Annotated in this window: 15 protein-coding genes; 10 read left to right on the top strand and 5 right to left on the bottom strand. The window is 68.0% G+C overall.

Features of this window, described 5'->3' with window-relative positions; translation table 11 throughout:
- The first annotated feature begins 11 nt into the window (after positions 1-11).
- The 4 genes from gltX (at position 12) to POL67_RS37280 (ending at position 4870) form a co-directional block, all read left to right on the top strand.
- Positions 12-1544, top strand: a complete 1533-nt coding sequence (gene gltX / locus POL67_RS37265; protein WP_271925404.1) for a glutamate--tRNA ligase — start codon at positions 12-14, stop codon at positions 1542-1544.
- Positions 1545-1550: 6 nt separating this feature from the next.
- Positions 1551-2507: a CPBP family glutamic-type intramembrane protease gene (locus POL67_RS37270; RefSeq protein ID WP_271925405.1), complete on the top strand. Its 957-nt coding sequence runs from the start codon at positions 1551-1553 to the stop codon at positions 2505-2507.
- Positions 2508-2601: 94 nt separating this feature from the next.
- Complete coding sequence (locus POL67_RS37275) at positions 2602-3288, top strand: lytic transglycosylase domain-containing protein (protein ID WP_271925406.1); 687 nt, start codon at positions 2602-2604, stop codon at positions 3286-3288.
- Positions 3289-3487: 199 nt separating this feature from the next.
- On the top strand, positions 3488-4870 hold the full coding sequence (locus tag POL67_RS37280; RefSeq protein WP_271925407.1) for a KamA family radical SAM protein: 1383 nt from the start codon (positions 3488-3490) through the stop codon (positions 4868-4870).
- A gap of 61 nt (positions 4871-4931) precedes the next feature.
- Here the strand turns inward: POL67_RS37280 and POL67_RS37285 are convergent, their stop codons facing one another.
- Positions 4932-6149 carry a helix-turn-helix transcriptional regulator gene (locus tag POL67_RS37285; protein ID WP_271925409.1) on the bottom strand — a complete coding sequence of 406 codons (1218 nt, stop codon included), beginning with the start codon at positions 6147-6149 and terminating at the stop codon, positions 4932-4934.
- 261 nt (positions 6150-6410) lie between these two features.
- Between POL67_RS37285 and POL67_RS37290 the strand changes: the two genes are divergently transcribed.
- The 3 genes from POL67_RS37290 (at position 6411) to POL67_RS37300 (ending at position 17753) form a co-directional block, all read left to right on the top strand.
- The gene (locus POL67_RS37290) at positions 6411-10433 is read left to right on the top strand and encodes a MopE-related protein (protein WP_271925410.1); all 4023 of its coding nucleotides are present in this window, start codon (positions 6411-6413) and stop codon (positions 10431-10433) included.
- Between the two features lie 556 nt (positions 10434-10989).
- Positions 10990-14976 carry a MopE-related protein gene (locus POL67_RS37295; RefSeq protein ID WP_271925411.1) on the top strand — a complete coding sequence of 1329 codons (3987 nt, stop codon included), beginning with the start codon at positions 10990-10992 and terminating at the stop codon, positions 14974-14976.
- Entirely contained in the window at positions 14976-17753 is a 2778-nt protein-coding gene (locus POL67_RS37300) for a MopE-related protein (RefSeq protein ID WP_271925412.1), read from the top strand. Before POL67_RS37295 ends, POL67_RS37300 begins: the two co-directional genes overlap by 1 nt.
- Before the next feature lie 94 nt (positions 17754-17847).
- Here POL67_RS37300 and POL67_RS37305 read toward each other — a convergent pair whose 3' ends face one another.
- Positions 17848-18453 (bottom strand): hypothetical protein, encoded by a 606-nt coding sequence (locus tag POL67_RS37305; RefSeq protein WP_271925413.1) that lies wholly within the window; start codon positions 18451-18453, stop codon positions 17848-17850.
- A 155-nt stretch (positions 18454-18608) separates the two neighbouring features.
- On the opposite strand from POL67_RS37305, the gene POL67_RS37310 reads away from it, so the two are divergent.
- The gene (locus POL67_RS37310; RefSeq protein WP_271925414.1) at positions 18609-20444 is read left to right on the top strand and encodes a hypothetical protein; all 1836 of its coding nucleotides are present in this window, start codon (positions 18609-18611) and stop codon (positions 20442-20444) included.
- On the opposite strand, the gene POL67_RS37315 is transcribed toward POL67_RS37310, so the two are convergent.
- Positions 20412-21719: a thymidine phosphorylase gene (locus POL67_RS37315; RefSeq protein ID WP_271925415.1), complete on the bottom strand. Its 1308-nt coding sequence runs from the start codon at positions 21717-21719 to the stop codon at positions 20412-20414. The genes POL67_RS37310 and POL67_RS37315 overlap by 33 nt on opposite strands.
- Before the next feature lie 90 nt (positions 21720-21809).
- On the opposite strand from POL67_RS37315, the gene POL67_RS37320 reads away from it, so the two are divergent.
- Positions 21810-22769: a sensor histidine kinase gene (locus tag POL67_RS37320; protein ID WP_271925416.1), complete on the top strand. Its 960-nt coding sequence runs from the start codon at positions 21810-21812 to the stop codon at positions 22767-22769.
- Positions 22770-22816: 47 nt separating this feature from the next.
- Positions 22817-23527, top strand: a complete 711-nt coding sequence (locus tag POL67_RS37325) for a response regulator transcription factor (RefSeq protein WP_271925417.1) — start codon at positions 22817-22819, stop codon at positions 23525-23527.
- Between the two features lie 63 nt (positions 23528-23590).
- Here the strand turns inward: POL67_RS37325 and POL67_RS37330 are convergent, their stop codons facing one another.
- Complete coding sequence (locus POL67_RS37330; protein ID WP_271925418.1) at positions 23591-24031, bottom strand: hypothetical protein; 441 nt, start codon at positions 24029-24031, stop codon at positions 23591-23593.
- Between the two features lie 71 nt (positions 24032-24102).
- Entirely contained in the window at positions 24103-24573 is a 471-nt protein-coding gene (locus tag POL67_RS37335) for a DUF3293 domain-containing protein (protein WP_136933161.1), read from the bottom strand.
- Positions 24574-24609: the final 36 nt, after the last annotated feature.

Below are 24609 nucleotides of genomic sequence, written 5' to 3' on the forward strand. Positions count from 1 at the left end.
GTATACACGCGTTGGCCGAGCGCGCGGCGGACGAGCACGCCGAGGCCGACAATCGCTACGAAAAATGCTACAGCGCGGGCGCCATGGCACAAGGCAAGCCTCGCGTTCGATTCGCCCCCTCTCCGACGGGCTACCTCCACATCGGCGGCGTCCGGACCGCGCTCTTCAACTGGCTCTGGGCGCGCAAGACCGGCGGCACGTTCGTCCTTCGTATCGAGGACACCGACCAGGAGCGGAGCACGCCGGAGAACGAGGCGATCATCCTGCGAGAGCTGCGCTGGCTCGGCCTCGGCTGGGACGAAGGTCCCGAGGTCGGCGGCGAGCACGGCCCGTACCGCCAGATGGAGCGGCTCCCGCTCTACCAGGAGTACGTGGAGAAGCTCATCGCGGCGGGCGCGGCCTATCGTTGTTATTGCACGAAGGAAGAGCTCGACGCCCAGCGGGAGGCCTTGAAGGCCCGCGATCCGAAGGCCCAGTTCCGTTACCCCGGCACCTGCCGCGACCGCACGGGCCCGGCTCCCGATCGCCCGTTCGTCATTCGCTTCCGCGCGCCGAGCTCGGGCGCCGTCACTTACCGTGATCTCGTGTTCGGCGAGGTCGTCACGCCGAACAACACGCAGCAGGACGCCGTGCTCATGCGTGCGGACGGCGTCCCGCTCTACAACCTCGGCGCCGTCATCGACGACATCACCATGGGCATCACGCTCGTGGCGCGCGGCCGTGATCACATGATCAACACGCCGCCGCAGATCCTGCTCTACCAGGCGCTCGGCGCGCCCACGCCGCAGTTCGCGCACCTGCCGATGATGCTCGCGCCCAGCGGGGAGAAGCTCTCGAAGCGGTACGGCGCGGTCTCCGTCGGCGAGTACCGCGAGCGCGGCATCTCCGCGGTGGGCCTCCTGAACTACCTCGTCCGCTTCGGCTGGTCCTTCGGCGACGAGGAGATTTTCTCGATGCAGGACCTCGTCCAGAAGTTCAGCTGGGAGAACTGCAGCAAGGCCGACGGCAAGTTCGACGGCAAGAAGCTCGCGGCGATCGCGTTCGAGCAGCTCAAGTCCTCCGCGCTCACGCCCGACGACGTCTACCTCGACGGCACGCTCCCGTTCCTCGAGAAACGTGGCCTCTCGGGCGTCGATCGTGAGGCGGTCCGCGCGATCCTGCCGCTCATCCGCGAGCGCGCGCAGACGTACGCCGACGCGGCCGACGCGCTCGACTACTTCTTCCGCGATCTGCCCGTCTACGACGAGAAGGCCGTGAAGAAATTCCTCGTCGCGGACAAGGCCCCGCACCTTCGGGCCGTGCGGGATCTCTTCGCGTCGATCGACGATTTCTCCGCGAAGAACCTGGAGGCTCGGTTCGGCGAGCTCCTCGCCGAGAAGAAGCTCGAGATCAAGGACGTGGCGCAGCCTGTCCGCGTCGCGGTCAGCGGCCGGACAGCGACGCCTGGGCTCTTCGACGTCCTCGCGCTCGTCGGCAAGCCGCGCGCCCTTGCGCGCCTCGATCATGCACTCGGCTTGATCGCCGCTTCGTCCGGGGCCGGCTGAGCCGTCATGTTCGACCTCGCCTCGACGCTCCTCGCCGCGGCGGCGGGCCCGACGGGCGCGCGCGCCGCGCCGACGCTCTTCGAGACGGCGACCAAGGCCCTCTTCCCCGTCGCCGCGTACATCGCGCTCGCGCCCGTCCTCTGGTTCTTCTTCCGCGGCACGTGGCGCGAGCTCGACGTCGCGGCGCACGAGCACCAGCGCAAGACGCTCGCCGCGGGCACGTACGATTACCGCCCCGCGGTGCTCTTCGTGACCACCGCGCTCGTGCTCACGCTTCAGGAATACTATGGCGGCCGTGATTTCTATGAAAATCACCTGAAGCCATTCTTGCGCGAGCTCGAAAAGCAGGGCGGCTTCGGGGTCGATCTCCGCAAGTGGAACGAGCTCTACGGCTACGGCTGGTGGGCTTTTACGCGCGTGTTCGGGTACGTGGCGTTCCCGATGATCGTCTGGAAGCTCTGCTTCCGGAAGGACAGCCTGCTCGACATGGGCCTACGGGTCCGCGGCTTCTTGAAGCACGCGTGGATCTACGGGCTTTGCCTCGCGGTCGTGGTCCCGGCGGTCGTGATCGTCTCGCGGGCCCCCGATTTCGGCACGTATTACCCATTTTACAAGCAATGCTCCCGATCGTGGTTCGACCTCGCGATGTGGGAGATGATGTATTTCGCGCAGTTCTTCGCGCTCGAGGTCTTTTTTCGGGGCTTCTGGCTCTCGGGCTTGCGGACGACGCTCGGCTCCGGCGCGATCTTCGCGATGTGCGTGCCTTATTGCATGATTCATTATGGCAAGCCTTACCTCGAAGCGGCCGGCGCCGTGGTCGCGGGCATCGCGCTCGGCTCGCTCGCGATGCGCACGAAGAGCATCTACTCGGGCTTCCTCGTGCACGTGACGGTGGCCCTGCTCATGGATCTGCTCGCGCTCTCGCATCGAAACGCGCTGCCCACGTCGCTTTGGGGGCCCTGAGCCCCGGCCCTCCGCGCTTCGCGGGAAGCTTTGGCCCACCTCGTCGGTTCGGCTCCGGATGCCACTGCCCGACCGTGTGCTACCCTGGCCTCGCTTGGCCGCCTCTTCGCTCCCCTCCGCGCGCGCTGTCCTCGGCCTCCTCGGCCTCGGAGCGGCGTTGCTTCTCGTCCCTGGCCACGCGCGAGCCGACATCTATACCTACACGGACGCGCAGGGAAACGTGCACGTCACGAGCCAACCCGCCCAAGGCGGAAAATCGGGCGGGAAGATGGAGCGGATCACGAGCGGAGACGGAACCAAATCGCGCAAAAAGGCCGCCCAGCTTTTCACGGTGTCGATGCCGAGTGATCGATCGCCGGAGCGTTTTGGACGGTACGACACGTGGATCCGTGAAGGCGCGCGTCTTTATCGTCTCCCGGAGGAGCTGATTCGCGCGATCATCAAGTGCGAGAGCGACTTTGATCCGCGCGCGGTCTCGCCCACGGGCGCGCAGGGCCTGATGCAGCTCATGCCGGCGACGGCGCTGCGAATGCAGGTGCGTGACGCCTTTGATCCGCGCGAAAACATCCTCGGCGGCACGCGTTATCTGCGGGTGCTCGCGAACATGTTCAACGGCGATCTCGAGCTCACGGTCGCTGGCTACAACGCGGGCGAAAATGCGGTGATGAAGTACCAGGGCATCCCACCCTACGAGGAAACGCAGGGGTACGTGGGCTGCGTGGTGGGGCATTATCGCAGCTTCAAAGCCGCGCGCGCGCCGCAGACGCCCGAAGACCCCTGACCCGCTCGCCCCTCGACCGCTCGCGCAACGCAGCGCAGCAATCGGGAGGCCGCGCCACTCCCTGGAGACCCTGCGGCCGCCCCTGTGCTAAGATCGCCCCTTCCTGCGGGTTGCACGGACGCCCGATTGTTCTATATGGCGCTCGTCAGCCGGGCGAGCCCGAGGGCCGCCGCCATAAAAACCCGCTTGGGGGCGAACCATGACTGCCCAAAGCCTCGTCGAGCTCAGCAAACGCACCTACGAAATCGTACCGCTCAAGCCCCCGGTCGAGCCGGCGCGGCTCGAGTACAAGAACTTCAAGGAAGCGCCGGACTGGCGGAGGATTCCCGCCTATGCCGACGTCACCGAAGAGCAATTCCTCGATCATCGCTGGCAGTCGAAGAAATCGATCACCCGGCCCGACAAACTCCTCGAAGCCCTGCGTGATCTCGTCTCCGAGGAGTTCATCAAGGACGCGACCGAGGGCTTCGCCCGCGCGCCGATGAGCGTGCGCGTCTCGCCGTACCTCCTTTCGCTCATCGACTGGAACGACCCCTATCGGGATCCGCTGCGCACCCAGTTCATCCCGCTGAAATCGCGCTTCTTGCCGGATCACCCGAAGCTCGGGCTCGACTCGCTGCACGAGCGCGCGGACGCGCCCGTCCCGGGGCTCACGCACCGCTACATCGACAAGGCCCTCTTCCTCCCGCTCGATACCTGCCCGGTCTACTGCCGCTTCTGCACGCGCAGTTATGCCGTCGGCATCGACACCGAGGAGGTCGAGAAGACCCACTTCAAGGTCGACGAGGATCGCTGGCGGGCCGCGTACACGTACATCTCCTCGCGGCCCGAGCTCGAGGACATCGTGGTCTCGGGCGGCGACGCGTACAACCTGCGGCCGGAGCAGATTCGCTCGATTGGCGAGACGCTGCTCGGCATGACGAACATCCGCCGCATCCGCCTGGCCACGAAGGGCCCGGCCGTGATGCCGCAGAAGATCCTGACGGATAACGAGTGGATCGACGCCGTCACGTACATCGCCGACCTCGGCCGCAAGCTGCACAAGGAGGTCGCGGTCCACACGCACTTCAACAACCCGAACGAGATCACGGGCATCACGCGCGACGCCATGCAGAAGCTCTTCGAGCGTGGAATCCGCGTGCGCAACCAGAGCGTGCTCATCCGCGGCGTGAACGACGAGCCGGAGACGATGAAGCTCCTCGTCAAGCGCCTCGGCCACCTCAACGTGCAGCCCTATTACGTGTACGTGCACGACCTCGTGAAGGGCGCGGAGGACCTGCGCACGACCGTGGCCACGGGTGAGCTCATCGAGACGCACGTGCGTGGATCGACCGCGGGGTTCAACACGCCGACCGTGGTCGTCGACGCCCCCGGCGGCGGCGGCAAGCGCGACGTGCACTCGTACGAGTTCTACGATCGCACCACGGGCATCAGCATCTTCGAGAGCCCGAGCGTCAAGCCCGGCCAGAAGTACCTGTACTTCGATCCGGTCGATCGGCTGCCGGACGAGGGGCGCGCCCGCTGGGCCGACCCGCGCGAGCATCAGGTGATGATCGACGAGGCGATGCGCGCGATCTCGTGATCGCCGCAGCAGCGTGAGCACGAAGGGCTCTGCTCGGACGAACCGGGCAGAGCCCTTTTGGCTACGACGAGCGGCTCTTCTTGACCTTCGGCCGATCCGGAGGATCGGCCTCGTAGTTCGCCACCGCCTGCTCGAGCTCCTTCTTCACGCGCGCCACGAGATCCGGCGGCTCGAGCACGCGCGCCGTCTCGCCGAAGCCGAGGACCCACGAGGTCAGCTCCGTCATGTCGCCGATGTCGAGCGACAGGCGCACGCCCCCGCCTTGCAGCTCCTCGATCACCTGCGACGGGTGCACCTTCCGGGTCCGTACGAAGTCGGCGACCTTCGCGCTGAAGTCGATCACCACGTGCGTCGACGCGCCGCCCGACCAGATGCCGAACGTGCCTTGGAAATAGTCCTCGACGCGGAAATCCGCGGGCAAGTCGAAGCGCTCTGTCGTCGCGCACTCCGTGTCACGCATGCGGTCGAGCAAGAACGTTCGGATCTCGCCGCGGCCGGCGTGCAAGCCGACGCAGTAGATCGCGTCCTTGTAGAGCACCATCGCGTAGGGGTGGATGACGACCTTGTCCTCGCGCCCATCCTTCGCGCGCCGATACCGGCACGAGAGCGGCCGTAGATCCGCGACCGCCTGGAAGAGATCGTCGAGCGCCTCCGTGTGCGCCGCGTAGTCCTTCGGCGCGAACGGCAGGTAGAGGAAGCGCTCTTCGAGCCGCGCGTCGGCCACACCTGCGTTCGGTCCGCGGCCGGGGCGGCGCGCGACGCCGAGGAGCTGCTGCGCCGCGAGATCGATCTCTTCGTAGAGCGTCGAGCCGCGCATCGGCTCGAACAGGCGCCGCGCGGCGAGCAGCGCGTACGCCTGCGTGCGGCGGACCTCGACGCGCCGGGGCGCTTCCCCGGGGGCGAGGCGCCAGAGCCGCGTCCCGCCCGGCTTGCTCGTGGTCGAGACGAGGTCGAGATCCCGCCGCACCTCCGCGAGGTAGCGGCGCATCGATCGCGGCGTCACGTCGAGCTCGCGGGCGAGCTCGTAGATCGTCAGGCCCTTTGGATGCCGCTGCAAGAGCGCGCGCAACGTGTCGAGGCGCCGGTGCTGCGTGAACGGGCCTTTCGGCCGGCCGCGTGGGCGCGTGGACGCAGAGGACGACGACGCGCCTTGCGGGCTCGCTTGGGGCGCCCTCGCTTCGGAGGCCGCGGCGCGGCCCGAGACGGCGAGCGCGGCGGGCGCGGCGCGGCGCGCGGAGGAGAGTGCATCGCGTCCAGTGCTCGAAGTGCCGGATCCCACGGTACGCACCTTCGTGTATCGCAACGCGCGCCTGCGGGAAAGCGCGTTCGTGGTTCACGCGACGGGCTTCGCGTGCGCGGGCCTCTCCGGGCGTGTTTTCCGGGTTCGTCCGGGTGCATGGCACCGGGGTTGGGCCGAAGCGCGCGCGTCCGTGTCGAGGGCTTGACGGCCGTGCGGCGCCGTGCCGAGCGGCGTCTTCTGAACTTGGGAAACTCGCGCCTTGCTGGATCGCGAGCTTGCGTGCGACCATGGACCGCTGGCGTGCGTACGTGCTCTGCGGTTCACCCGGTCCCGGGGGAGGCGCGGGGCGCGCCCGACGCAGGTCAGCGGGGACAGGACACGATGTTCACCAGGGTTCGTACACTTCTTGGGCAACGCGTGGTGCAGGTGAAGGTCGGGGCGGCGCTAGGCCTCGCGGCCGCGGCGGTCGCAGCCGCGAGCCCGGCGCTCGCGGAGCCTGCGGCATGTTTGTCGTTTGATCCTGCGGCATGGCCGGCGCCATCGAAGCCGTACTTCATGGTGATGTTCGACACGTCCGGATCGATGACGAGCGCGGTCGCGGGCGCCGCGAACTCGTGCGGCTACGCGAACGACCGCCTCGGGCATGGCCGTTGCGCCATGAAAAACACCTTCCAGGCGTTCGCGGGGCAGGCGAATTTCGGACTCGCGACCTTCGCCAAGAACCAGAAGGCCTGTGACGCTGCGTGCACGCCCGAGGCCTGCCTTCACAGCGACTTCCCCGGCAACATGGACAAGGCGGGGTGCGGACCGGAGCCCCCGGAGTGCGGCAACCCGCCCGTGGCCCAGCCGAACTCCGGCTGCCGCGACGGCGCGAACATCGTCGTCCCGCTGCTCGTCGACAACTATTACAGCCCGCCGCCGAATCCTTCGAACATCGGTGAGCTCCTCAAGTGGGTCGACAACGACTGCTCGGATCAGAAGGAGATCTTCGCGCAGGGCAACACGCCGCTGAACGGCATGCTGCGCAGCGCCTACCGGTACTTCTCCGAAGGCTGGGCGAGCCCTGTGACGCCGGGCCTCGTGCACCCCTCGCCGCTCGGGAGCCTCGCGCAGGGGGAGCGAGCCTGTCGAGCGGTCAACGTCATCCTCGTGACCGACGGCGGCGAGAATTGCGACACCGTCGACGACGCGAAGGACGCCGCAGCGGACCTGCTCACAGGCTTCACGAAGGGCGGCATCACCTGGAGCATCAAGACGTACGTCATCGACTTCGGCCAGGTCGGCTCGCAAGCCGATCAGATCGCGGCCTCGGGCGGCACGGGCGCGGCGCAGACCGCGACGAACGAGGCATCGCTCAGCCAGGCCTTCGCGAACATCATCGCCGGCTCGATCAAGCCCGAGAGCTGCAACAACGCCGACGACAACTGCAACGGCTGCACCGACGAGGGCTTCGTCCACTACTGCAACAAGGGTCAAGGCTGCTGCGCCTGGGCGACGCCGGCCCAACGCGCGACCTGCCTCTCGTCGTACCAGGCCACGATCTCCGCGGCCGATCCCGACGGTGATCTCACGAAGCTGCCGTGCACGACGGCGGCCCAGCAGCAGGATCCGGCGAACTGGCTCTGCTTCAACCCGAAGGAGACCTGCGACAACGTCGACAACAACTGCGATCCCGAGGCCACGATCGACGGCGACCCGCAGAACACGGTCGACGAGGGCGTCTTCAAGTGCGGCAACCCCCTGCACTGCCCCGTCGCCGAGACCTGCAACGGCCAGGACGACGACTGCGACGGCCTCATCGACGAGGGCCTCGGCGCCTCCTGCACGTGCAAGCCCTCGCCCGAGGTCTGCGACGGCTGCGACAACGACTGCGACGGCATCGCGGACAACGGCATCCCCGCGATCGCCTGCGGCCTCACGACCCCGATGAACTGCGTCGGCACGCTTTCGTGCAAGCCGCCGCAGGCCGTGCCCATCGGCACCTGCGTGCCGAGCGGCGGGTACAATACCTGCCAGAATAACCCGTTGACCGAGACGTGCGACGGCATCGACAACGACTGCGACGGCACGATCGACGACGGCGTCGCGCCGCTCGAGTGCGTGCCCGTGGGCACGCCGGCGAACCTGAACTACGGCCCGAACAGCCAGTGCAAGAAAGGCTCGCAGCCCTGCGGATCGAGCGTCTGCTCGGGCTTCGTCGGGCCGAGCGCCGAGATCTGCGACGGCATCGACAACGACTGCGACGGCACCGTCGACGAGAGCCCGTTCGGCGTGAACACGCCGTGCGGCGTGAACCAGGCGCCTTGCACGACGGGCCTCACGGCCTGCGTCAACGGCGCGCTCGTCTGCCAGGGCGGCACGCAGCCCCAGGCCGAGATCTGCGACGGCAAGGACAACGATTGCGACGGCTCGATCGACGAGACGCCGCTCGCCGACGCGCCGGCCGCCGGCATGAACGGCTGCTGGACGAACCCCGGCAATTGCTGCACGTTCGGGAACCTGCAATGGTGCCCGCCGCCCGGCGGGACCTGTAGTGGCACGGGCACGCTCACGGCGCCCTGCAACACCGGCAAGCTCGTCTGCCAGGGCCTGCAGAAGTGGGTGTGCGCGACGCCGAAGGCCCCCGAGCCCGAGGCGTGCGACGGCCTCGACAACGATTGCAACGGCATGGTCGACGACGGGAGCATCGCCCAAGTCGGACAGCCCTGCGGCAGCAACACGGGCGAGTGCCAGATCGGCGCGCTCGCATGCGCGGCCGGCGTGCTCGATTGCGTGGGCGACATCGGCCCCACGCAGGAGCTCTGCGACGGCAAGGACAACGACTGCGACGGCACGATCGACAACGGCATCCAGGCCGGCGGCGCGTGCACCGTCGCGTACGACGCCACGCTCTACCCCGGCGATCGCAGCGCGGCGCCGTGCCAGCCGGGCGTCTATCAATGCGACGGGCTGGGCGGCGCGGCGTGCGCGGGCGGCATCGGCCCCTCGCCCGAGATCTGCGACGGCCTCGACAACGATTGCGACGGCAAGGTCGACGAGAGCGGCCCCGGGCCGGACGGCATCGACGGCTCGGCGAACCCCGCCCCGCCGCCGGCCGTGAACATCGGCGATCCTTGTGGCTTGAACGTCGGCGTCTGCGCCGAGGGCAAGGTTGGCTGCGTCAATGGCCAGCTCACGTGCATCGGCGGCATGGAGGCCACGGACGAATCCTGCGATTGCGTCGACAACGACTGCGACGGCACGACGGACGAGCAGGATCCGGGCAAGACGAAGCTCTGCAGCACCGGCAAGGAGTGCGTGAAGAGCGGCAGCTCCTGCGCGTGCGCCTCGCCTTGCAAGGGTGGCGAGTTCCCCTGCCCGCCCGGCCAGAAGTGCGAGGATGTCACGAAGAGCGAGACCGGCGAAACGCTCGGGTTCTATTGCGTCCCCGACAACTGCGGCGATTGCTCGGTGAAGACGGTCAAGGACGCGGCCGGCAACGTGATCTGCGCGCCTGCCGATACGCCGGCCGACGCGAATTGCAACAAGCCGCCCGCGTGCGTCTGCAAGGGCCAGGAGGGCTGCAAGGATCCTTGCGACGGCGTGAGCTGCCCGAGCGGCCAGGTCTGCGCGAACACCGGGCCGAGCCTCGGCAAGTGCGTGGTGGACACCTGCTACAACGTGCCTTGCCCCGGCTGCAACAAGGCGTGCAACCTCGGCTCCTGCGTCGACAACCCCTGCGTGCCCGGCGCTTGCCCGCCCGATGAGGTTTGCAAGCCGAGCGCCGATTTCACCACGTTCTCGTGCGTCCCGACCTGCGCGGGCGTCGATTGCGCGGCCGGCACGATCTGCAAGGACGGCGCGTGCGTCCCGACCTGCGATCCTGCGTGCGACGGGGGTGAGGCGTGCGATACGAGCCAGACCCCGCCCGTGTGCGTGCAAAACAAATGCGCCGGGGCTTGCGCGAACGGCGGCTGCTGCGACCCGCTCACGGGCGCTTGTGGCAACTGCCCGTGCGAGGGCGTCCTTTGCCCGAGCGGTCAGGTTTGCAATGGCGGCCAGTGCGTCGATCCCATGGGTGGCACGGGCTCGACCACGAGCTCGGGCGCGGGCGGCGCGGGCGGCGGCGGTCCGGGCGCGGGTGGCGGCGGTAATGCGACCGGCGTCGGCGGCGCGGCCGGCGGCCCCGACAAGGGCGCTTGGGGCCTCGCGACGGGCGGTGGCGGCTGCTCTTGCTCCGCGGCTGGCGATTCTCGGTCGCCGGCTGGCTGGCTCGCGCTCCTCGGTTTGCCTTTGGCGTTCGTTCGCCGGCGTCATTCGACGCGCAACACGAAGGCTGCCTGATTCCACGATCCCATGGCTCGCGGCCGCGGCGGGGCTCGCCCTCGCCGCGGATCTCGCGCATTTTCATCCCTTGCGCAACCATTGCTCGTGCTCGTCAAGGCGCGCCGGCTTCCGCTCCTGAGAATCAGGAGGCAATGGCGAGCGCCTGGCACCTGCTCCACAAGTGCCATCGACCCGCGGGCGGAGACGAGCCGATGGGCCGCAGCTTACGGCCCCGGTGAACTCCGCCTCCAATCCGCGCGGAGCGGAGCCCACCCCAGGGCCCCGAACGGGCTACTTCGCTGAAATCACGACGGAAAACGCCCCATCGTCCGTCCCGATCAAGAGAGTTTACGCCTTGCACGAACTCTTGTAGGGTGAACGAGCATCATCTTCCTCGGCGGTCTTGGATCGAGCGGTCTCTCGTCCGGCCACCGCCGGCAGGCGTGGTGTGGAAACCCGTGCGTCGAAACAAACCTCTGCTTTGCAAAATCCGCGTTCGTCCCGTTCCTACTTTCCTTCGGCCCGGCGCTCGTCGCGGCATGACGAGGTCCTCCGAGGACTGGATCACGAGAACATGAACAGGACCCTCTTCCCCTTCCGTGGCATCGGCCGTCGCAAGCTTGGTATCGCGTCGGTCCTTTCTGGTGCGGCCCTCGTGGCCGCCGCGTCGCTCGTGGCACCGCCCGCCTCCGCCCAGGAGCCGGCTGCGTGTCTGAGCGCGGATCCGAAGGACTGGCCTTCGTCGGCAAAACCGTACTTCATGATGCTGATCGACACCTCGGGGTCGATGACGGGCACCGTCGCGACACCGGACTCGTGTGGCTTCGGGTCGACCCGCATCAGCCACGCCAAGTGCGCCCTGCGGAAGATGTTCTTCGCGTTCGGCGGGCAGGTGAACTTCGGGCTGGCCGGGTTCCAGCGCGGCACGGCCACGGGTTGCGTCGCGGCCTGTGGCTCGACCGGCGTCGGCAACTGCATATGGCAGAGCTACCCCGGCGGAGGCAACCCCTCCGGCGGCTGCGGCCTCGAGCCGTCGGAGGACGGTAACTCCAACAATCGACGCGGCGCCGAGATCCTGGTCCCCATGCAGCGCGACAACTTCTACGCGCCGCCGCTCGAGGACTCGAACATCCCCGAGCTCCTCAAGTGGGTCGACAACGATTGCTCGATGCACCCGACGCGGCAGCTCAGCTACGAGCTCTGGCCGGCGGGTGAAACGCCGTTGAACGGCATCCTGCGCGACGCCTACCGCTACCTCTCGGATTCCTGGGCGAGACCCATCACGGGCGTCCCGGAGTTCCAGTCGCCGATCTCACTGTTCGGCGAGCGTGGCTGTCGCGTCATCAACGCGATCCTCATCACGGACGGTATCGAGACCTGCGACGAGTCTGACGACGCGCTGGACGCGGCCGCGGATCTCCTCGCTGGCTTCGACCGCGGTGGGATTCACTGGTCCGTCAAGACGCACGTCATCGACTTCGGCACCTCGGCTGCCGCCAACGCAGCGCTCGCTGCGGCGGGCGGCACCGGCACATCGACCCCGGCGACGAATGAAACGCAGCTCTCGCAAGCGCTCTCGACCATCATCGCCTCCGCCATCAAGCCCGAGACCTGCGACAACGCCGATAACAACTGCAACGGCTGCACGGACGAGGGCTTCGCCCATTACTGCAACCGGGACCAGACCTGCTGCACGTGGGCGACGCCGGCCCAGCGCACGACGTGCCTCTCGAACTACCAGAGCACGATCACCACGGCGAACCCGGGCGGCGACCTGACGAAGCTGCCCTGCACGACGCCCACGCAGGCGACCCAGCCGGCCAACTGGCTCTGCTACAACCCCAAGGAGAGCTGCGACAACCTCGACAACAACTGCGATCCGGGGCCCGCGTTCGACGGCGACGCGGCGAACACGGTCGACGAAGGCGTGAATAAATGCGGCAACCCCGCGCATTGCCCCAAGGCGGAGATCTGCAACAGCCAGGATGACGACTGCGACGGGCAAACCGACGAGGGCGGCGTGTGCGTCATGCCGTGCGTCCCGTCGCCCGAAGTCTGCGACGGGTGTGACAACGACTGCGACGGCGTCGCGGACAATGGCGCGCCGAGCGCGGCCTGTGGCCAGCCGACCCCGGCGAACTGCGCCGGCGTACTGACGTGCAAGGCGGCGCAGAACGTGCCGCTCCCCGGCGCTTGCGTGGCGAACGGCGGGTTCAACGCCTGCACGAACAACCCGCAGGTCGAGACCTGCGACAACCAGGACAACGACTGTGACGGCACCGTCGACGAGGGCGTGCCGCCCCAGCAGTGCGTGCCCGTCGGCACGCCGGCGAACCTGAACTACGGCGCGAACAGCCAGTGCAAGCGGGGCACGCAGCCCTGCAATGGCACGTGCCAGGGATTCATCGGGCCGAGCCCGGAGATCTGCGACGGCATCGACAACGATTGCGACGGCACGGTCGACGAGAGCCCCTTCGGCGTCGGGACGCCTTGCGGCAACAACCAGGCGCCGTGCACGACGGGCCTCACGGCCTGCGTCAACGGCGCGCTCGTCTGCCAGGGCGGCGTGCAGCCCACGCCCGAGGTCTGCGACGGCAAGGACAATGATTGCGACGGCTCGATCGACGAGACGCCGCTCTCGGACGCGCCGACCGGCGCCAACAACGGCTGCTGGACCGAGCCGGGCAACTGCTGCACGTTCGGCAATCTCACGTGGTGCCCGCCTCCTGGCGGGACCTGCACGGGCACGGGCACGCTCACGGCGCCGTGCAACACCGGCAAGCTCGTCTGCCAGGGCCTGCAGAAGTGGGTCTGCTCGAACCCGAAGGCCCCGAGCCCGGAGGTCTGCGACGGGCTCGACAACAACTGCAATGGCATGCTCGATGACGGCAGTCTCCCGCAGGTCGGTACGACGTGCGGCTCCAATCAGGGTGAGTGCAAGACGGGCACACTCGTCTGCACGGGGGGCGTGCTCGATTGCGCGAACGACGTCGGTCCGGTGTCCGAGCTCTGCGACGGCAAGGACAACGATTGCGACGGCGTGAACGACAACGGCATCCCCTCCGGCGGACCGTGCGTTCCGACGTACGACACGACGCTCTATCCGGGCGATCGCAGCGCCTTGCCGTGCACGCCGGGTGAGTTCCTCTGCAATGGCGCGGCCGGCGTGGAGTGCCTCGGCGGCTACGCGCCGCAGCCCGAGATTTGCGACGGCATCGACAACGACTGCGACGGCAAGGTCGACGAGAGCGGCCCTGGGCCGGACGGCGTCGACGGCTCGATGAACCCGCAGCCCATGCCTGTCGGCAGCATCGGTCAGGCCTGCGGCGTGGAGACAGGCGAGTGCAAGCAGGGCACGTACGGCTGCGTGAACGGCGGGTTCGTCTGCACGGGCGAGGTCACGCCGGTCCTCGAGGTCTGCGATTGCTTCGACAACGACTGCGACGGCCAGAGCGACAACCCCAACAACGGCATCCCGCTGTGCAGCACCGGCAAGGAGTGCGTGAAGGGGAGCGCGGGCGTGTGTCAGTGCGCGAGCGCGTGCAATCCCGGCAAGGAATATCCGTGCCCGCCCGGCCAGCAATGCCAGCAGGTGACGGAGAGCTCGACGGGTGAGAGCCTCGGCTTCTACTGCGTGTCGGAGCCCTGCGCGGATTGCGAGCTGAAGACGGTCAAGGACGCGAACGGGAACGTGCTCTGTGCGCCCGCCAATACGCCGGCCGACGCCAATTGCAGCAAGCCGCCCGTGTGCGTCTGCAAGGGCCAGGCGGGCTGCAAGGATCCGTGCGACGGCGTGAGCTGCGGCACCGGCCAGGTCTGCGCCAACTACGGGCCGAACGCCGGCAAGTGCGTGGTGGACAACTGCTACAACGTGCCTTGCACCGGCTGCAACAAGGTCTGCAACCTCGGCTCGTGCGTGAACAACCCGTGCCAGCCGGATAGCTGCCCGGAGGGTCAGATCTGCAAGCCGAGCGCCGATTACATGACGTTCTCGTGCGTCTCGACGTGCGCGAACGTGGATTGCCCGGCGGGCCAGGTCTGCCAGGGCGGCACGTGCGTCGAGGCCTGCAGCCCGAATTGCGGCCCCGATCAATATTGCGACCTCGCCCAGACCCCGCCGACGTGCGTCCAGAACCAGTGCGCCGGCGCCTGCGCGAGCGGCGGCTGCTGCAATCCGGTGACGGGCGCCTGCGGCAATTGCCCCTGCGAAGGTGTGGTTTGCCCCGAGGGGCAGGTTTGTCAAAACGATTGCCCGCCGGGCGTCGCTTGCAGCCGCGGTGAATGCGTCGAGCCCATGGGTACGGGCGGCGCAGGCGGCGCGGGTGGCGGTGGCACGGGCGGCTCGGCTGGCGACGGCGGCATGGGCGCCGCGGGTCCCGGCGCGGGCGGATCGGCCGGCGCGCCCGACAACGGCGCGTGGGGCCTCGCGACGGGCGGCGGCGGTTGCTCTTGCTCCGCGGCGGGCGATTCTCGGTCGCCGGCTGGCTGGCTCGCGCTCCTCGGTTTGCCCTTGGCCTTCCTTCGCCGCCGTCGTTCGGCGCGCAACGTGGAGGTTGCGTGATGACCTTCTCTTCCAAACTCGGATGGCTCGCAGCCGCGGCGGGGCTCGCCCTCGCCGCGGGTTCCGCGGGCTGCACCACCCAAGCGTTTTGCTTCAGCGATTGCGACAGCGGCTCCGCCACGGGCACCTCGACTTCCACCGGTACCGGCGGCGCCGGCGGTGAAGGTGGATGCCTCTTCGGCTGCGGCGGCACGGGCGGCACGGCCGGCGAGGGCGGCGGCGGTGGCTGCGTGCCGTCCGACAGCGGCGTCGAGGAGTGCAACGGCAAGGACGACGACTGCAATGGCAAGGTCGACGACGTGTCCGATTGGAGCACGCCGGAGGCCTGCGGCACCTGCGCCAACAATTGCTACCAGGTCCTGCTCAACACCGACCCCGACACCATCGGCTGCACCCCGAGCGCGGATCCCGGAAATACCGCCGGCACCTGCACCGGCCAGTGCGCGCCCGATTATTACGATCTCGATCCGTCGTCGCCGGGCTGCGAGTATTACTGCGTCGCCGGCGGCGCCGACGACTCGCTCTGCAACAACAAGGACGACGACTGCGACGGCCTCAAAGACGAGGACGTCAACCTCTGCACCAGCACGACCGATTGCGGCAAATGCGGGCGCACCTGCGTCGTCCTCCACGGCACCCCGGCCTGCGAAAGCAGCGCCGAGCCCGGGCAGGCGTGCAACGACAGCAACACGCAATGCAAGATCCAGTCGTGTGAGCCTGGATTCTGGGATCTCGACGGCTCCTACGCCACGGGCTGCGAGTACCAGTGCAACATCACGAACGGCGGCGTCGAGATCTGTGGCGACAGCCTCGACAACGATTGCGACGGCAAGATCGACGACGCGGACGACCTCTCGGGCGACGCCCAGCTCGGCGTCGATTGTTACGGTGATCCCAACGGGGTGTGCGCCACGCCCGCGCACCTCGGCAAGACCATTTGCCAGGGCAACAAGATCGTCTGCGCCGGGCCGAACGTCCTCGTCGAGAACCAGAACCCCGAGCTCTGCAACAGCCTCGACGACGATTGCGACGGCATCATCGACGAGAGCCCCACCGACGCCGGCAAGTCCTGCGGCATCAGCAACATCTTCCCCTGCGCCTTCGGCACCCAGCAATGCCAGAACGGCACGCTCGTCTGCATCGGCAACATCGATCCCAAGCCGGAGATGTGTGACGGCGAGGACAACGATTGCGACGGCCAGATCGACAAGACCAACGGCAGCCCGCCCGCGGACGCCGTCGGCGCTTGCAACGTGCCGCTGAACCCGCCCGCGGGAGCGACCTCGCCCTGCAAGGCCGGCATGAAGGCCTGCGTCGGCGGCGCCATCGTCTGCCAGAACTCCGTCACGCCGACGCCGGGCGCGCAGGACGGCTGCAACATCGACACGAACTGCGACGGCGCCCTGACGAACCAGCCCGACAAGCAGACCGACGTCAACAACTGCGGCGCTTGCGGCAATAGCTGCTACACGGGCGCGGTCCACTCCACCTGGGCCTGCGTCTCGGGCGCTTGCCAATTCAAGGGCTGCGAGCCGGGTTATTACGACCTCAACAACGATCAGAAGTGCGAGTACGACTGCGACTTCATCTCGGCGCAGGAGACTTGCAACGGCCTCGACGACGATTGCGACGGCCAGATCGACGAGAGCGTCATCGCCCCCTCGCCCACCCAGGTCTGCGGCGTCAGCCCCTCCGCCGTCAAGGCCGAGTGCACCACCGGCGTCACCGTCGCTTGCGTGATGGGCGCCTGGAAATGCACCTTCCCCGCCGGCGTCTGCACCGGGCAAGCGCCGAACTACTGCAACGGCACCCCCGAGCTCTGCGACACCCTCGACAACGATTGCGACGGTGTCCAGAACGAGAACGTCGCCAACTGGAACAAGCCCTGCAACTCCGACGACGCGCTGCCCCCGCCCGGACACGGCGCCTGCCGCACACCAGGCACCTTCGTCTGTGACGGCACCATGGCCGTCAAGTGCAGCGCCACCCCGGCGAACTGCGCCAGCTTGCCCGGCGGTTGCGAGGAGAAATGCGACGGCCTGGACAACGATTGCGACGGAATCGCCGACGAGCCCTATAGCAACAAGGGCAGCAACGCCACCTATTACGTCAAGCCTGCCGTCACCAAGATCGGCTCGCAAAACAAGTGGATCATGCAGTTCGAGGCCAGCCGCCCCAATGCCACCGCCGTCGTCCCCGGCACCGGCAATGGCTTCTGGAGCAGCGCGCCCACGGGGTCGACGATCGACAAGACCCCGGCTTGCTCGGTGCAAAACAAGATCCCCTGGTTCAACGTCACCCCGCGTGAGGTCGAGCAGGTCTGCGCCGCCGCCGGCGGCACCGTCTGCACCACGGCCGATTGGCAAGCTGCCGCGCGTTGGACGCCGGATGCTTGCCTCTGGGGGTACGCGCCGCTCTCCGCGTGCAAGACCGCGTTCGTGCAGAACGTCAAGTTCTGCAACCTCGGCTTCTCCTACGATTTCAATCCGGGAGAGATCGGCATGCAGAACGGCCTGCTCGCGACCGGCGACGAGGTGAATATCAAGAACTGCTGGGTCGATTGGACCGGACAGACCAATGCCAAGCTCTACGACATGACGGGTAACCTCCGCGAGATCACGAAGTCCGCGACGAACACGTACCCGCTGCTCGGCGGCGCCTTCAGCACCCAGGCCGAGTCCGGCGCCCAGTCGGACTTCACCTTCTACACCGTCGATCAGAACTTCCAGTTCTTCGACACCGGCTTCCGCTGCTGCTTCGCCTCGAACCCCGGCTGAACCACCCCACCCACGAAAAAGCCCACGCTCCCGCAAACCGGGACGCGTGGGCTTTTTTCATCGGGGCCACGACAACGCGGCCCCCGCGCAGCGATCACCAGGGGAGATCGCGCATCGTCTGCTTGTACTTTTCCTTGTAAAGGTCGTGGCACTTCTTGCAGGAGGCCTTCGCGCCGTCGAGGTCGCCGGCCTTCGCCTTCGCCACGCCTTCGTTCGAGATGGACACCCAGCTCCCCATGCCGGGCGGCGGCTTGCCCGCGATGTAGGCCAGGGCATTGGCGATCTTCGTCAAGTCGCCGCTCGACGTCGCCGAGGCCATGACCGACTTCATCCAGCCTTGCATCGGGCAGGGCTTTTGCCCCTTGGCGCCGCAATCAAACGTCTTCGGGCCAGCCGCCGCGCTCGACGCAGGCGCCGCAGAGCCAGCGGCAGGCGCCGCAGAGCCGGCCGCGGGCGCCGCAGAGCCGGCGAGCGCCGCGGATGCCGCGGCGGGCTCCACGGGGGCGGCAGCGGCGCTGTTCTCGGGCGGCGGGGCCTCGGCGCTCGGCGCGGGGGCTGCTGACGCGACCGGGGCCGCGGAGGCTGCGGCCGCGCTGGGCTTCGCCTCGGGCGAGGCACCTTCGTTCTTCGCCTCACCGCCGCCGCAGCCGACGGCGCCCGCGAGCGCCACAATCGCCGCGAACCGCACTCCCTGTCTCATCCTGCTCTCCTTAGATGGTGGCGAAGATCGACCTTTCTCGGCGATCCTCGCATTCCTACTCGCCCGGCCCAAGGTCCGGCCGCGTGGGGCAAGCTGCCCCGTCATTCGACTTTGATCCGTATCCACGGCCTGATGGCAAGACAAAAAAAGTGCCGATGTCTGCTCCCTCGCCGGTCCGTCCCTCTCCACTCCGCCCCGAAGCTGCTCCTCCCGACGTTCCAAAGCTGCTTTTTACGCGCGGAGGCCGATATCCACAGGCGATCGCGTGGTTCGGGGCCCGCTCGTTCTGGGGGCACCTCTGGCACCTCGCGGCGAGCGTCATCGCGACGGAAGACATCGACAGCCGCGCATGGATGCGACCGAGCACGCCCGACACACTGACGCGCAAAGCCGCGGCCGTGCTGGGCGGCCGCGAAGGGGCCGAGACCCTCGCCGAGGCGCTCGACCGCGACGTGTGGATCGATTTCCTCGCCGACACGGGCGATTGCGTCTCCGTGAGCCAGGAGGTCGCGCGGCTCGTGTTCATGACGTATGAGGTCCAAGATCCGCAGAAGCCCGGCGAGACGCTGGTGCTCCCGCGCGGCGACGTCATGCTGTTCGGCGGGGACACGGCGTATCCGGTGGCGACGGAGCTCGAGATCCACAACCGGGTGATCGTGCCGTTCTCGCGCGTGCTGGAAGAGGTTCGGGACGGCAAACCCCGGGTGATCCTGGGAGTCCCGGGAAACCACGACTGGTACGCGGGGCTCGACGGGTTCGGGCGTATGTTCCGCGAGCGCCGCGGGACCGTGGATCTGGTGGAGAAGTCGGCGCCGAACGAGGTCGTGCGGTTCGCGCAGATCGGCCACTTCATCCAGTGGGTGGAGGCGTTTCGCATCGGTCGTTATGTGAGCAAACGATCGACGTTGCCGCTCGACGGATACGTGCCGGTGCAGGACGCGAGTTACTTCGCGTTGCGCATCGCGCCGGGGCTCGACCTGTGGGGCGCGGATCGGCAGCTCCGCGCGGTGGACTTCGAGCAACGCGCGTTCTTCGCGTCGCTCCGGACCGAGAATCGTGGGGTCCTTTTGACCCTTGCGGATCCGGCCTACGCGTTCCTGGAGCCGAATCCCGCGGGGCAACACATCATCGACGCGCTGGATCTGCGGCTCGAAGACGACAGCGTGCTCGTGCTGACGGGCGACACGCACCACTACTGCCGCGAGCAGATCGGGAAGACGTGCCACGTGATCGCCGGCGGCGGCGGGGCGTTTTTGCATCCGGCGCGGATCATGCGGCAGGGCCTCCCGCAGCCGGCCGCGGAGTTCCCGGGGCCGAAGGCGTCGCTCGCGCTGGCGCTGCAGATCCCGTGGCAGATCGTGCACGGGCGGAGCGGGTTTCTGGTGCACCTCGCGGCCGCGTTGCTCTACCTGCCGGGGTTCTCCGCCGTGCGATGGGGCGGCGCACCGCCGCTCGTGATGTCGTTCGCGACGGCGGCGCTCGCGGGCTTCGTGTGCAGACTGCTTGGCGGCTTCCGCAACCGCTCGCTCGCGGTGTACATGCTCGCGACGGTCGCTGGGCTCATGATCGGGTTCATGCCGATGCTCGCGCGCACGACGTTCGCGGCGGCGGGCGGCCTCTTCGACGCGGCGGACCTCTTCGGCACGAGGCCGTGGCTCGTGTTCGCGGTCTCGGTCTACGTCGCGACGCTGGTCTTCGGCGCGTACCTGACGGCGCTGACGGTGTTCGGAATCGAGCAACACCAGGCGTTCGCGGCGCTCGCGCACCCCGGGTACAAGCACTTCGTGCGGGTGCGCGTGCGCCGCGACGGGAGCGGCGCCGACGCGTGGGTGCTCGGGAAGGTGGATCCTCTGTCCGCCTCGGATCCGGTGGTCCTGGTGGACCAGTTTTCCTGGACGAACCAGGGCCTCTCGGCCGGCGCGCGCTCGGCGATGCCGGCGTCCTTGCTCAGGCGGCCATCAAGCGATGCGGCCCAGCAGCAAAGGCGGTGAGGCCTCGGGCGCGGAGCTGACGCGGAAGGCGCTCTGGACGCGATCCGCGACGGCCTCGGCCGCAGCCGCGCGGAGCACGTGGAGGCGCGCGAGGGGCTCGCCGCGCCGCACGCCGGCGCCGCGCGGCGCGAGGATCTCGATGCCGACGGCATGATCGACCTTCTGATCGGCGCGGGTGCGGCCCGCGCCCATGGCGACGGCGGCGAGGCCGATCTCGAGGGGATCGATCGCGGCGACGAAGCCGTCGGCCTCGGAAGGAACGAGGACGGTCTCCGGTGCACGAGGCAAGCGGAGCGGATCCTCGACGACTCCGGGATCGCCGCCCTGCGCCTCGATCATGCGCTCGAAGACACGCGCGCCGCGGCCACTCGTGATCGCGTCGCGGAGTTTTTCGCGCGCGTTTTCGATGGAGGATGCGGCGTCGCCGAGGACGAGCATCTCGGCGCCGAGCGCGAGCGTGCACTCGACGAGATCGTCCGGCCCGCCGCCCTTCAAGACATCGATGGCCTCGCGTGTCTCGATGGCGTTGCCGACGGCGCGACCGAGGACGGTGCTCATGTCGGTCAGGAGCGCGACGACACGCTTGCCAGCCGCCTTGCCAACACGGACGAGGGCCTCGGCGAGCGCGCGCGCGTCGCGCTCGGTCTTCATGAACGCGCCGCGGCCAACCTTCACGTCGAGCACGAGCGCGTCGATGCCCTCGGCGAGCTTTTTCGAGAGGATACTGGCGACGATGAGGGGGATGGACTCGACGGTGGCCGTGACGTCGCGCAGCGCATAGATGCGTTTGTCCGCGGGGGCGATGCGGCCGGTCTGCCCGATCATGCAAGCGCCGACGTCGCGGACGATGCGCGCGAAGGCGTCGGTGTCGAGGGAGACGTTGAAGCCGGGGATGGCTTCGAGCTTGTCGAGGGTGCCGCCCGTGTGGCCGAGGCCGCGGCCGCTGACCATGGGCACGGGGACGCCGCAGGCCGCGACGAGGGGCGCGAGGCACAAGGAGACCTTGTCACCGACGCCGCCCGTGGAGTGCTTGTCGACCTTGATGCCGGGGACGGAGGAGAGGTCGAGGACGTCGCCAGAGTGAAGCATGGCGCGGGTGAGGGCCACGGTCTCCGCGTCGTCCATGCCGCGGAAGAAGATGGCCATGCAGAGCGCGCTCATCTGGTAATCGGCGAGCTCGCCCGTCCCGAGGGCACGGACGAGGCGCTCGATCTGGTCGTCCGCGAGGCGGCCGCCGTCACGCTTCTTGGCGATGAGCTCAACCAGGGTCTCCACGGGGCGGAGCATACCTCAAAGCGGCCTCGCGTCGCGCCCACGTGCACGGCGGCTCCCCAGGGGGAGCGACGCGCGCTACCTTTCCGCCGCATGAGCAGGGCACGTGACTTCACGACGCTCGGCTACCGGCGCATCGTCAAGCTGCTGGTCTCGCTCGTCATCGTCCCGTCAGTCCTGCTGTCGGCGATCGGCGCGTCCCTCGTGGTGATGGGCGAGGCGCGGTACAACATCCTGATCGGGATCCTTGTGCTCACGTTCTCGAGCGCGCTCGTGACGGGGGTGATCCTGGTCTGGGTGTTCCTGCGGCGGGAGCGCGATCTCTCGGAACTACAAGCCGATTTCGTGTCGAAGGTGTCGCACGAGCTCCGGACGCCGCTGACGTCGATCCGGATGTTCACGGAGACGCTGGTGCTTCGGCGCGGGGACAAGGAGAGCGAGGATCGATGCATCCAGGCGCTCAACAAGGAGAGCGCGAGGCTGCAGCAGCTCATCGATCGGCTGCTCGACTGGGGCCGGATGCAGAGCGGGCGTCGGGTCTACGAACTCGCCGAGCAGGACGTGGTGAAGGTGGTGGAGGAGGCGATCGCAGCCTTCGAGCCGACGCGCGAGCAGCGGCACGTGGAGCTCTCGGTGCAGTTCGAGCCGGACCTGCCGCGCGTGTGGTGCGACCACGGGGCGATCGTGATCTCGATCGTGAACCTGCTGTCGAACGCCTACAAGTACGGGGGACAGCCTCGGCAGATCGAGCTGTCGGTGGCGCGGAAGCTCGGCGAGGTGATGATCACGGTGCGCGACAACGGCAAGGGGATCGCGCGGCGCGAGCACAAGCGCATCTTCGAGAAATTTTACCGGGTCGATGATCTTCTTGCACGGCAGCAAGAGGGATCGGGGCTCGGTCTTGCGATCGTGCAACACGTGATGCGCGCGCATCGTGGCCGCGTGATCGTGGACAGCGAGCCGGGTCGAGGCAGCGCGTTCACGCTGGTGCTGCCGATCCTGGCGAAGGTCCGGGTGAAGGAGCCGATGTCGAGCACGGGAGGGACGGCGTGAGCGTGGGAGCGGCAAGCGGCGCGGAACGTGATAGAGAGCCTGGCTCGATGAACCGGGTCGGACAGGGCGGCGCGCGGCGCACGGTCCTCGTCGTGGAAGACGACGACAGCATCGCGATGGGGCTCGAGATGAACCTATCGGCAGAGGGGTACCGTGTGCTCCTCGCGACCGACGGGGAGAGCGGGCTGTCGCTCGCACGCGGAGGCGGGATCGACCTCTTGATCCTGGACGTGATGCTGCCGAAGCTAAACGGCTTCGAGCTTCTGCGGATGCTGCGCGCCGAGCGGTACACGATGCCGGTGATCATGCTGAGCGCGCGCGGCGCCGAGATGGACAAAGTGATGGGGCTCGAACTCGGCGCCGAGGACTACATCACGAAGCCCTTCGGGCTGGCGGAGCTCTTGGCCCGGGTAAAGGCGGTGCTCCGGCGCGACGCAATCGCGCGAGGGGACGACGCGAACACAATCCGGGCAGCAGACCTCGAGATCCATCCGTCGACGCGGGAGGTGCGGCGCGGAGGGAAGCTCGTGGAGCTGACGGCGACGGAGTTCGACATCCTGTTTTGCCTGGTCAGCGCAGGCGGGCGCGTGCTGTCGCGGGAACAGCTCCAGGCGAAGGTGTGGGGTCCGAGCCACCACGGGACGCCGCGCACCGTGGACAACTTCATCCTGCAGCTACGGGCGAAGCTGGAGGACGACACGGCGAACCCGCGGCACCTCGTGACGGTGCGGGGCGTGGGGTATCGGTTCGTGGTCTGACCGGACGAAGCCGCGTTCCGCTGACAAAAGACACCCCCGCTCAAGAGCGGGGGCTCCCTCGGCTCAAGGCGCTTGGCAGAACTTGTTGATGCTGTCGACGAGGGGGTCTTCTTGTTTGACGGCCTTGTCGAGGGCGGCCTGGGCCGAGTTGATCTTGGCGAGGTCCTTCGCCTCGGCGGCGGCGGCCATGTCGCGGGCGGCCTTGGCGACGTCCTTCGCCATCGTCTGGTACTCCGCGGAGTACTTCTTCAGGTCGGGGATCGTGAGCTCCACCTTGGCGGCGTCGGCTGCGACCTTGTCCATCGCGTCGGCCATGCCCTTGAGCTCGTTCGCCCCCGTGGGATCGGTGCCGCCCTTCGGGGTCTTGTTGAGGCTCTCGACGCCCTTGTTGATCACCTCGATGAGCTGGTTGCACTCACCGATCTTCTTCTGGCCGCAGGCCGTGGCTCCCACGAGCAGAGCAGCGCCCAGGATCGCGGCCGAGAACAGGGATTGATGACGCATCTTCGACTGTCTCCTGTGGAGGGATTGGCGTTCGGTGGCCGCTTTCTTCGAAGAGGCCAGAGTCTTCGGGGTCACGAGCGTATCCGCCAGTTGCCGTGGAAGGTACGTCCCACGTCGTCGGCCGTCGGGTCGGTCACGATGATCTCGGGGCGACCGTTCTCCGCGTAGACGATCGTATTTTGCCGGTAGACACGGCCAAATGCGATGGCCTCGTCGCGCTCCATGCCGTAGACGAGCCACGCAGGCTCGCGCCACACGCCTTCCGGCTCCGCCTCGGAGCCGACGCAGGGCTCGACGCGGTAACAGCCGAGGATGAGCAGGTCCCGGAGCACGTGGTGGCGCTGCTCGTTCACCTTGCGTGGCAGGAGCATCGAACGCGGGTTGTAGGCCGTGAGCACGGCGAAACGCCGGTTCAGGAGCTCGGGCAACGCCGAGTGATCCTGGACGATCTCGCCGTCGAGCGAGGCGCGCAGCGGCGCGCCGTGCGGGCCGGGGAACTCGTAGATCGTCGCGAGGTACGAACGGAGGAGCGCTTGGTCCATCGAGAGGTCTGACCGCTCCTACCAGAGTGGCGGCCC

The organism is Polyangium mundeleinium (assembly GCF_028369105.1).
GTDB lineage: Bacteria > Myxococcota_A > Polyangia > Polyangiales > Polyangiaceae > Polyangium > Polyangium mundeleinium.

What these genes read in the sequence shown, in the direction of transcription:
- POL67_RS37270 (WP_271925405.1), top strand. Translation starts at nt 1,551, where the DNA reads ATGTTCGACCTCGCCTCGACGCTCCTCGCCGCGGCGGCGGGCCCGACG.
- POL67_RS37280 (WP_271925407.1), top strand. Translation starts at nt 3,488, where the DNA reads ATGACTGCCCAAAGCCTCGTCGAGCTCAGCAAACGCACCTACGAAATC.
- POL67_RS37295 (WP_271925411.1), top strand. Translation starts at nt 10,990, where the DNA reads ATGAACAGGACCCTCTTCCCCTTCCGTGGCATCGGCCGTCGCAAGCTT.
- POL67_RS37300 (WP_271925412.1), top strand. Translation starts at nt 14,976, where the DNA reads ATGACCTTCTCTTCCAAACTCGGATGGCTCGCAGCCGCGGCGGGGCTC.
- POL67_RS37305 (WP_271925413.1), bottom strand. Translation starts at nt 18,453, where the DNA reads ATGAGACAGGGAGTGCGGTTCGCGGCGATTGTGGCGCTCGCGGGCGCC.
- POL67_RS37310 (WP_271925414.1), top strand. Translation starts at nt 18,609, where the DNA reads ATGTCTGCTCCCTCGCCGGTCCGTCCCTCTCCACTCCGCCCCGAAGCT.
- POL67_RS37320 (WP_271925416.1), top strand. Translation starts at nt 21,810, where the DNA reads ATGAGCAGGGCACGTGACTTCACGACGCTCGGCTACCGGCGCATCGTC.
- POL67_RS37325 (WP_271925417.1), top strand. Translation starts at nt 22,817, where the DNA reads ATGAACCGGGTCGGACAGGGCGGCGCGCGGCGCACGGTCCTCGTCGTG.
- POL67_RS37330 (WP_271925418.1), bottom strand. Translation starts at nt 24,031, where the DNA reads ATGCGTCATCAATCCCTGTTCTCGGCCGCGATCCTGGGCGCTGCTCTG.
- POL67_RS37335 (WP_136933161.1), bottom strand. Translation starts at nt 24,573, where the DNA reads ATGGACCAAGCGCTCCTCCGTTCGTACCTCGCGACGATCTACGAGTTC.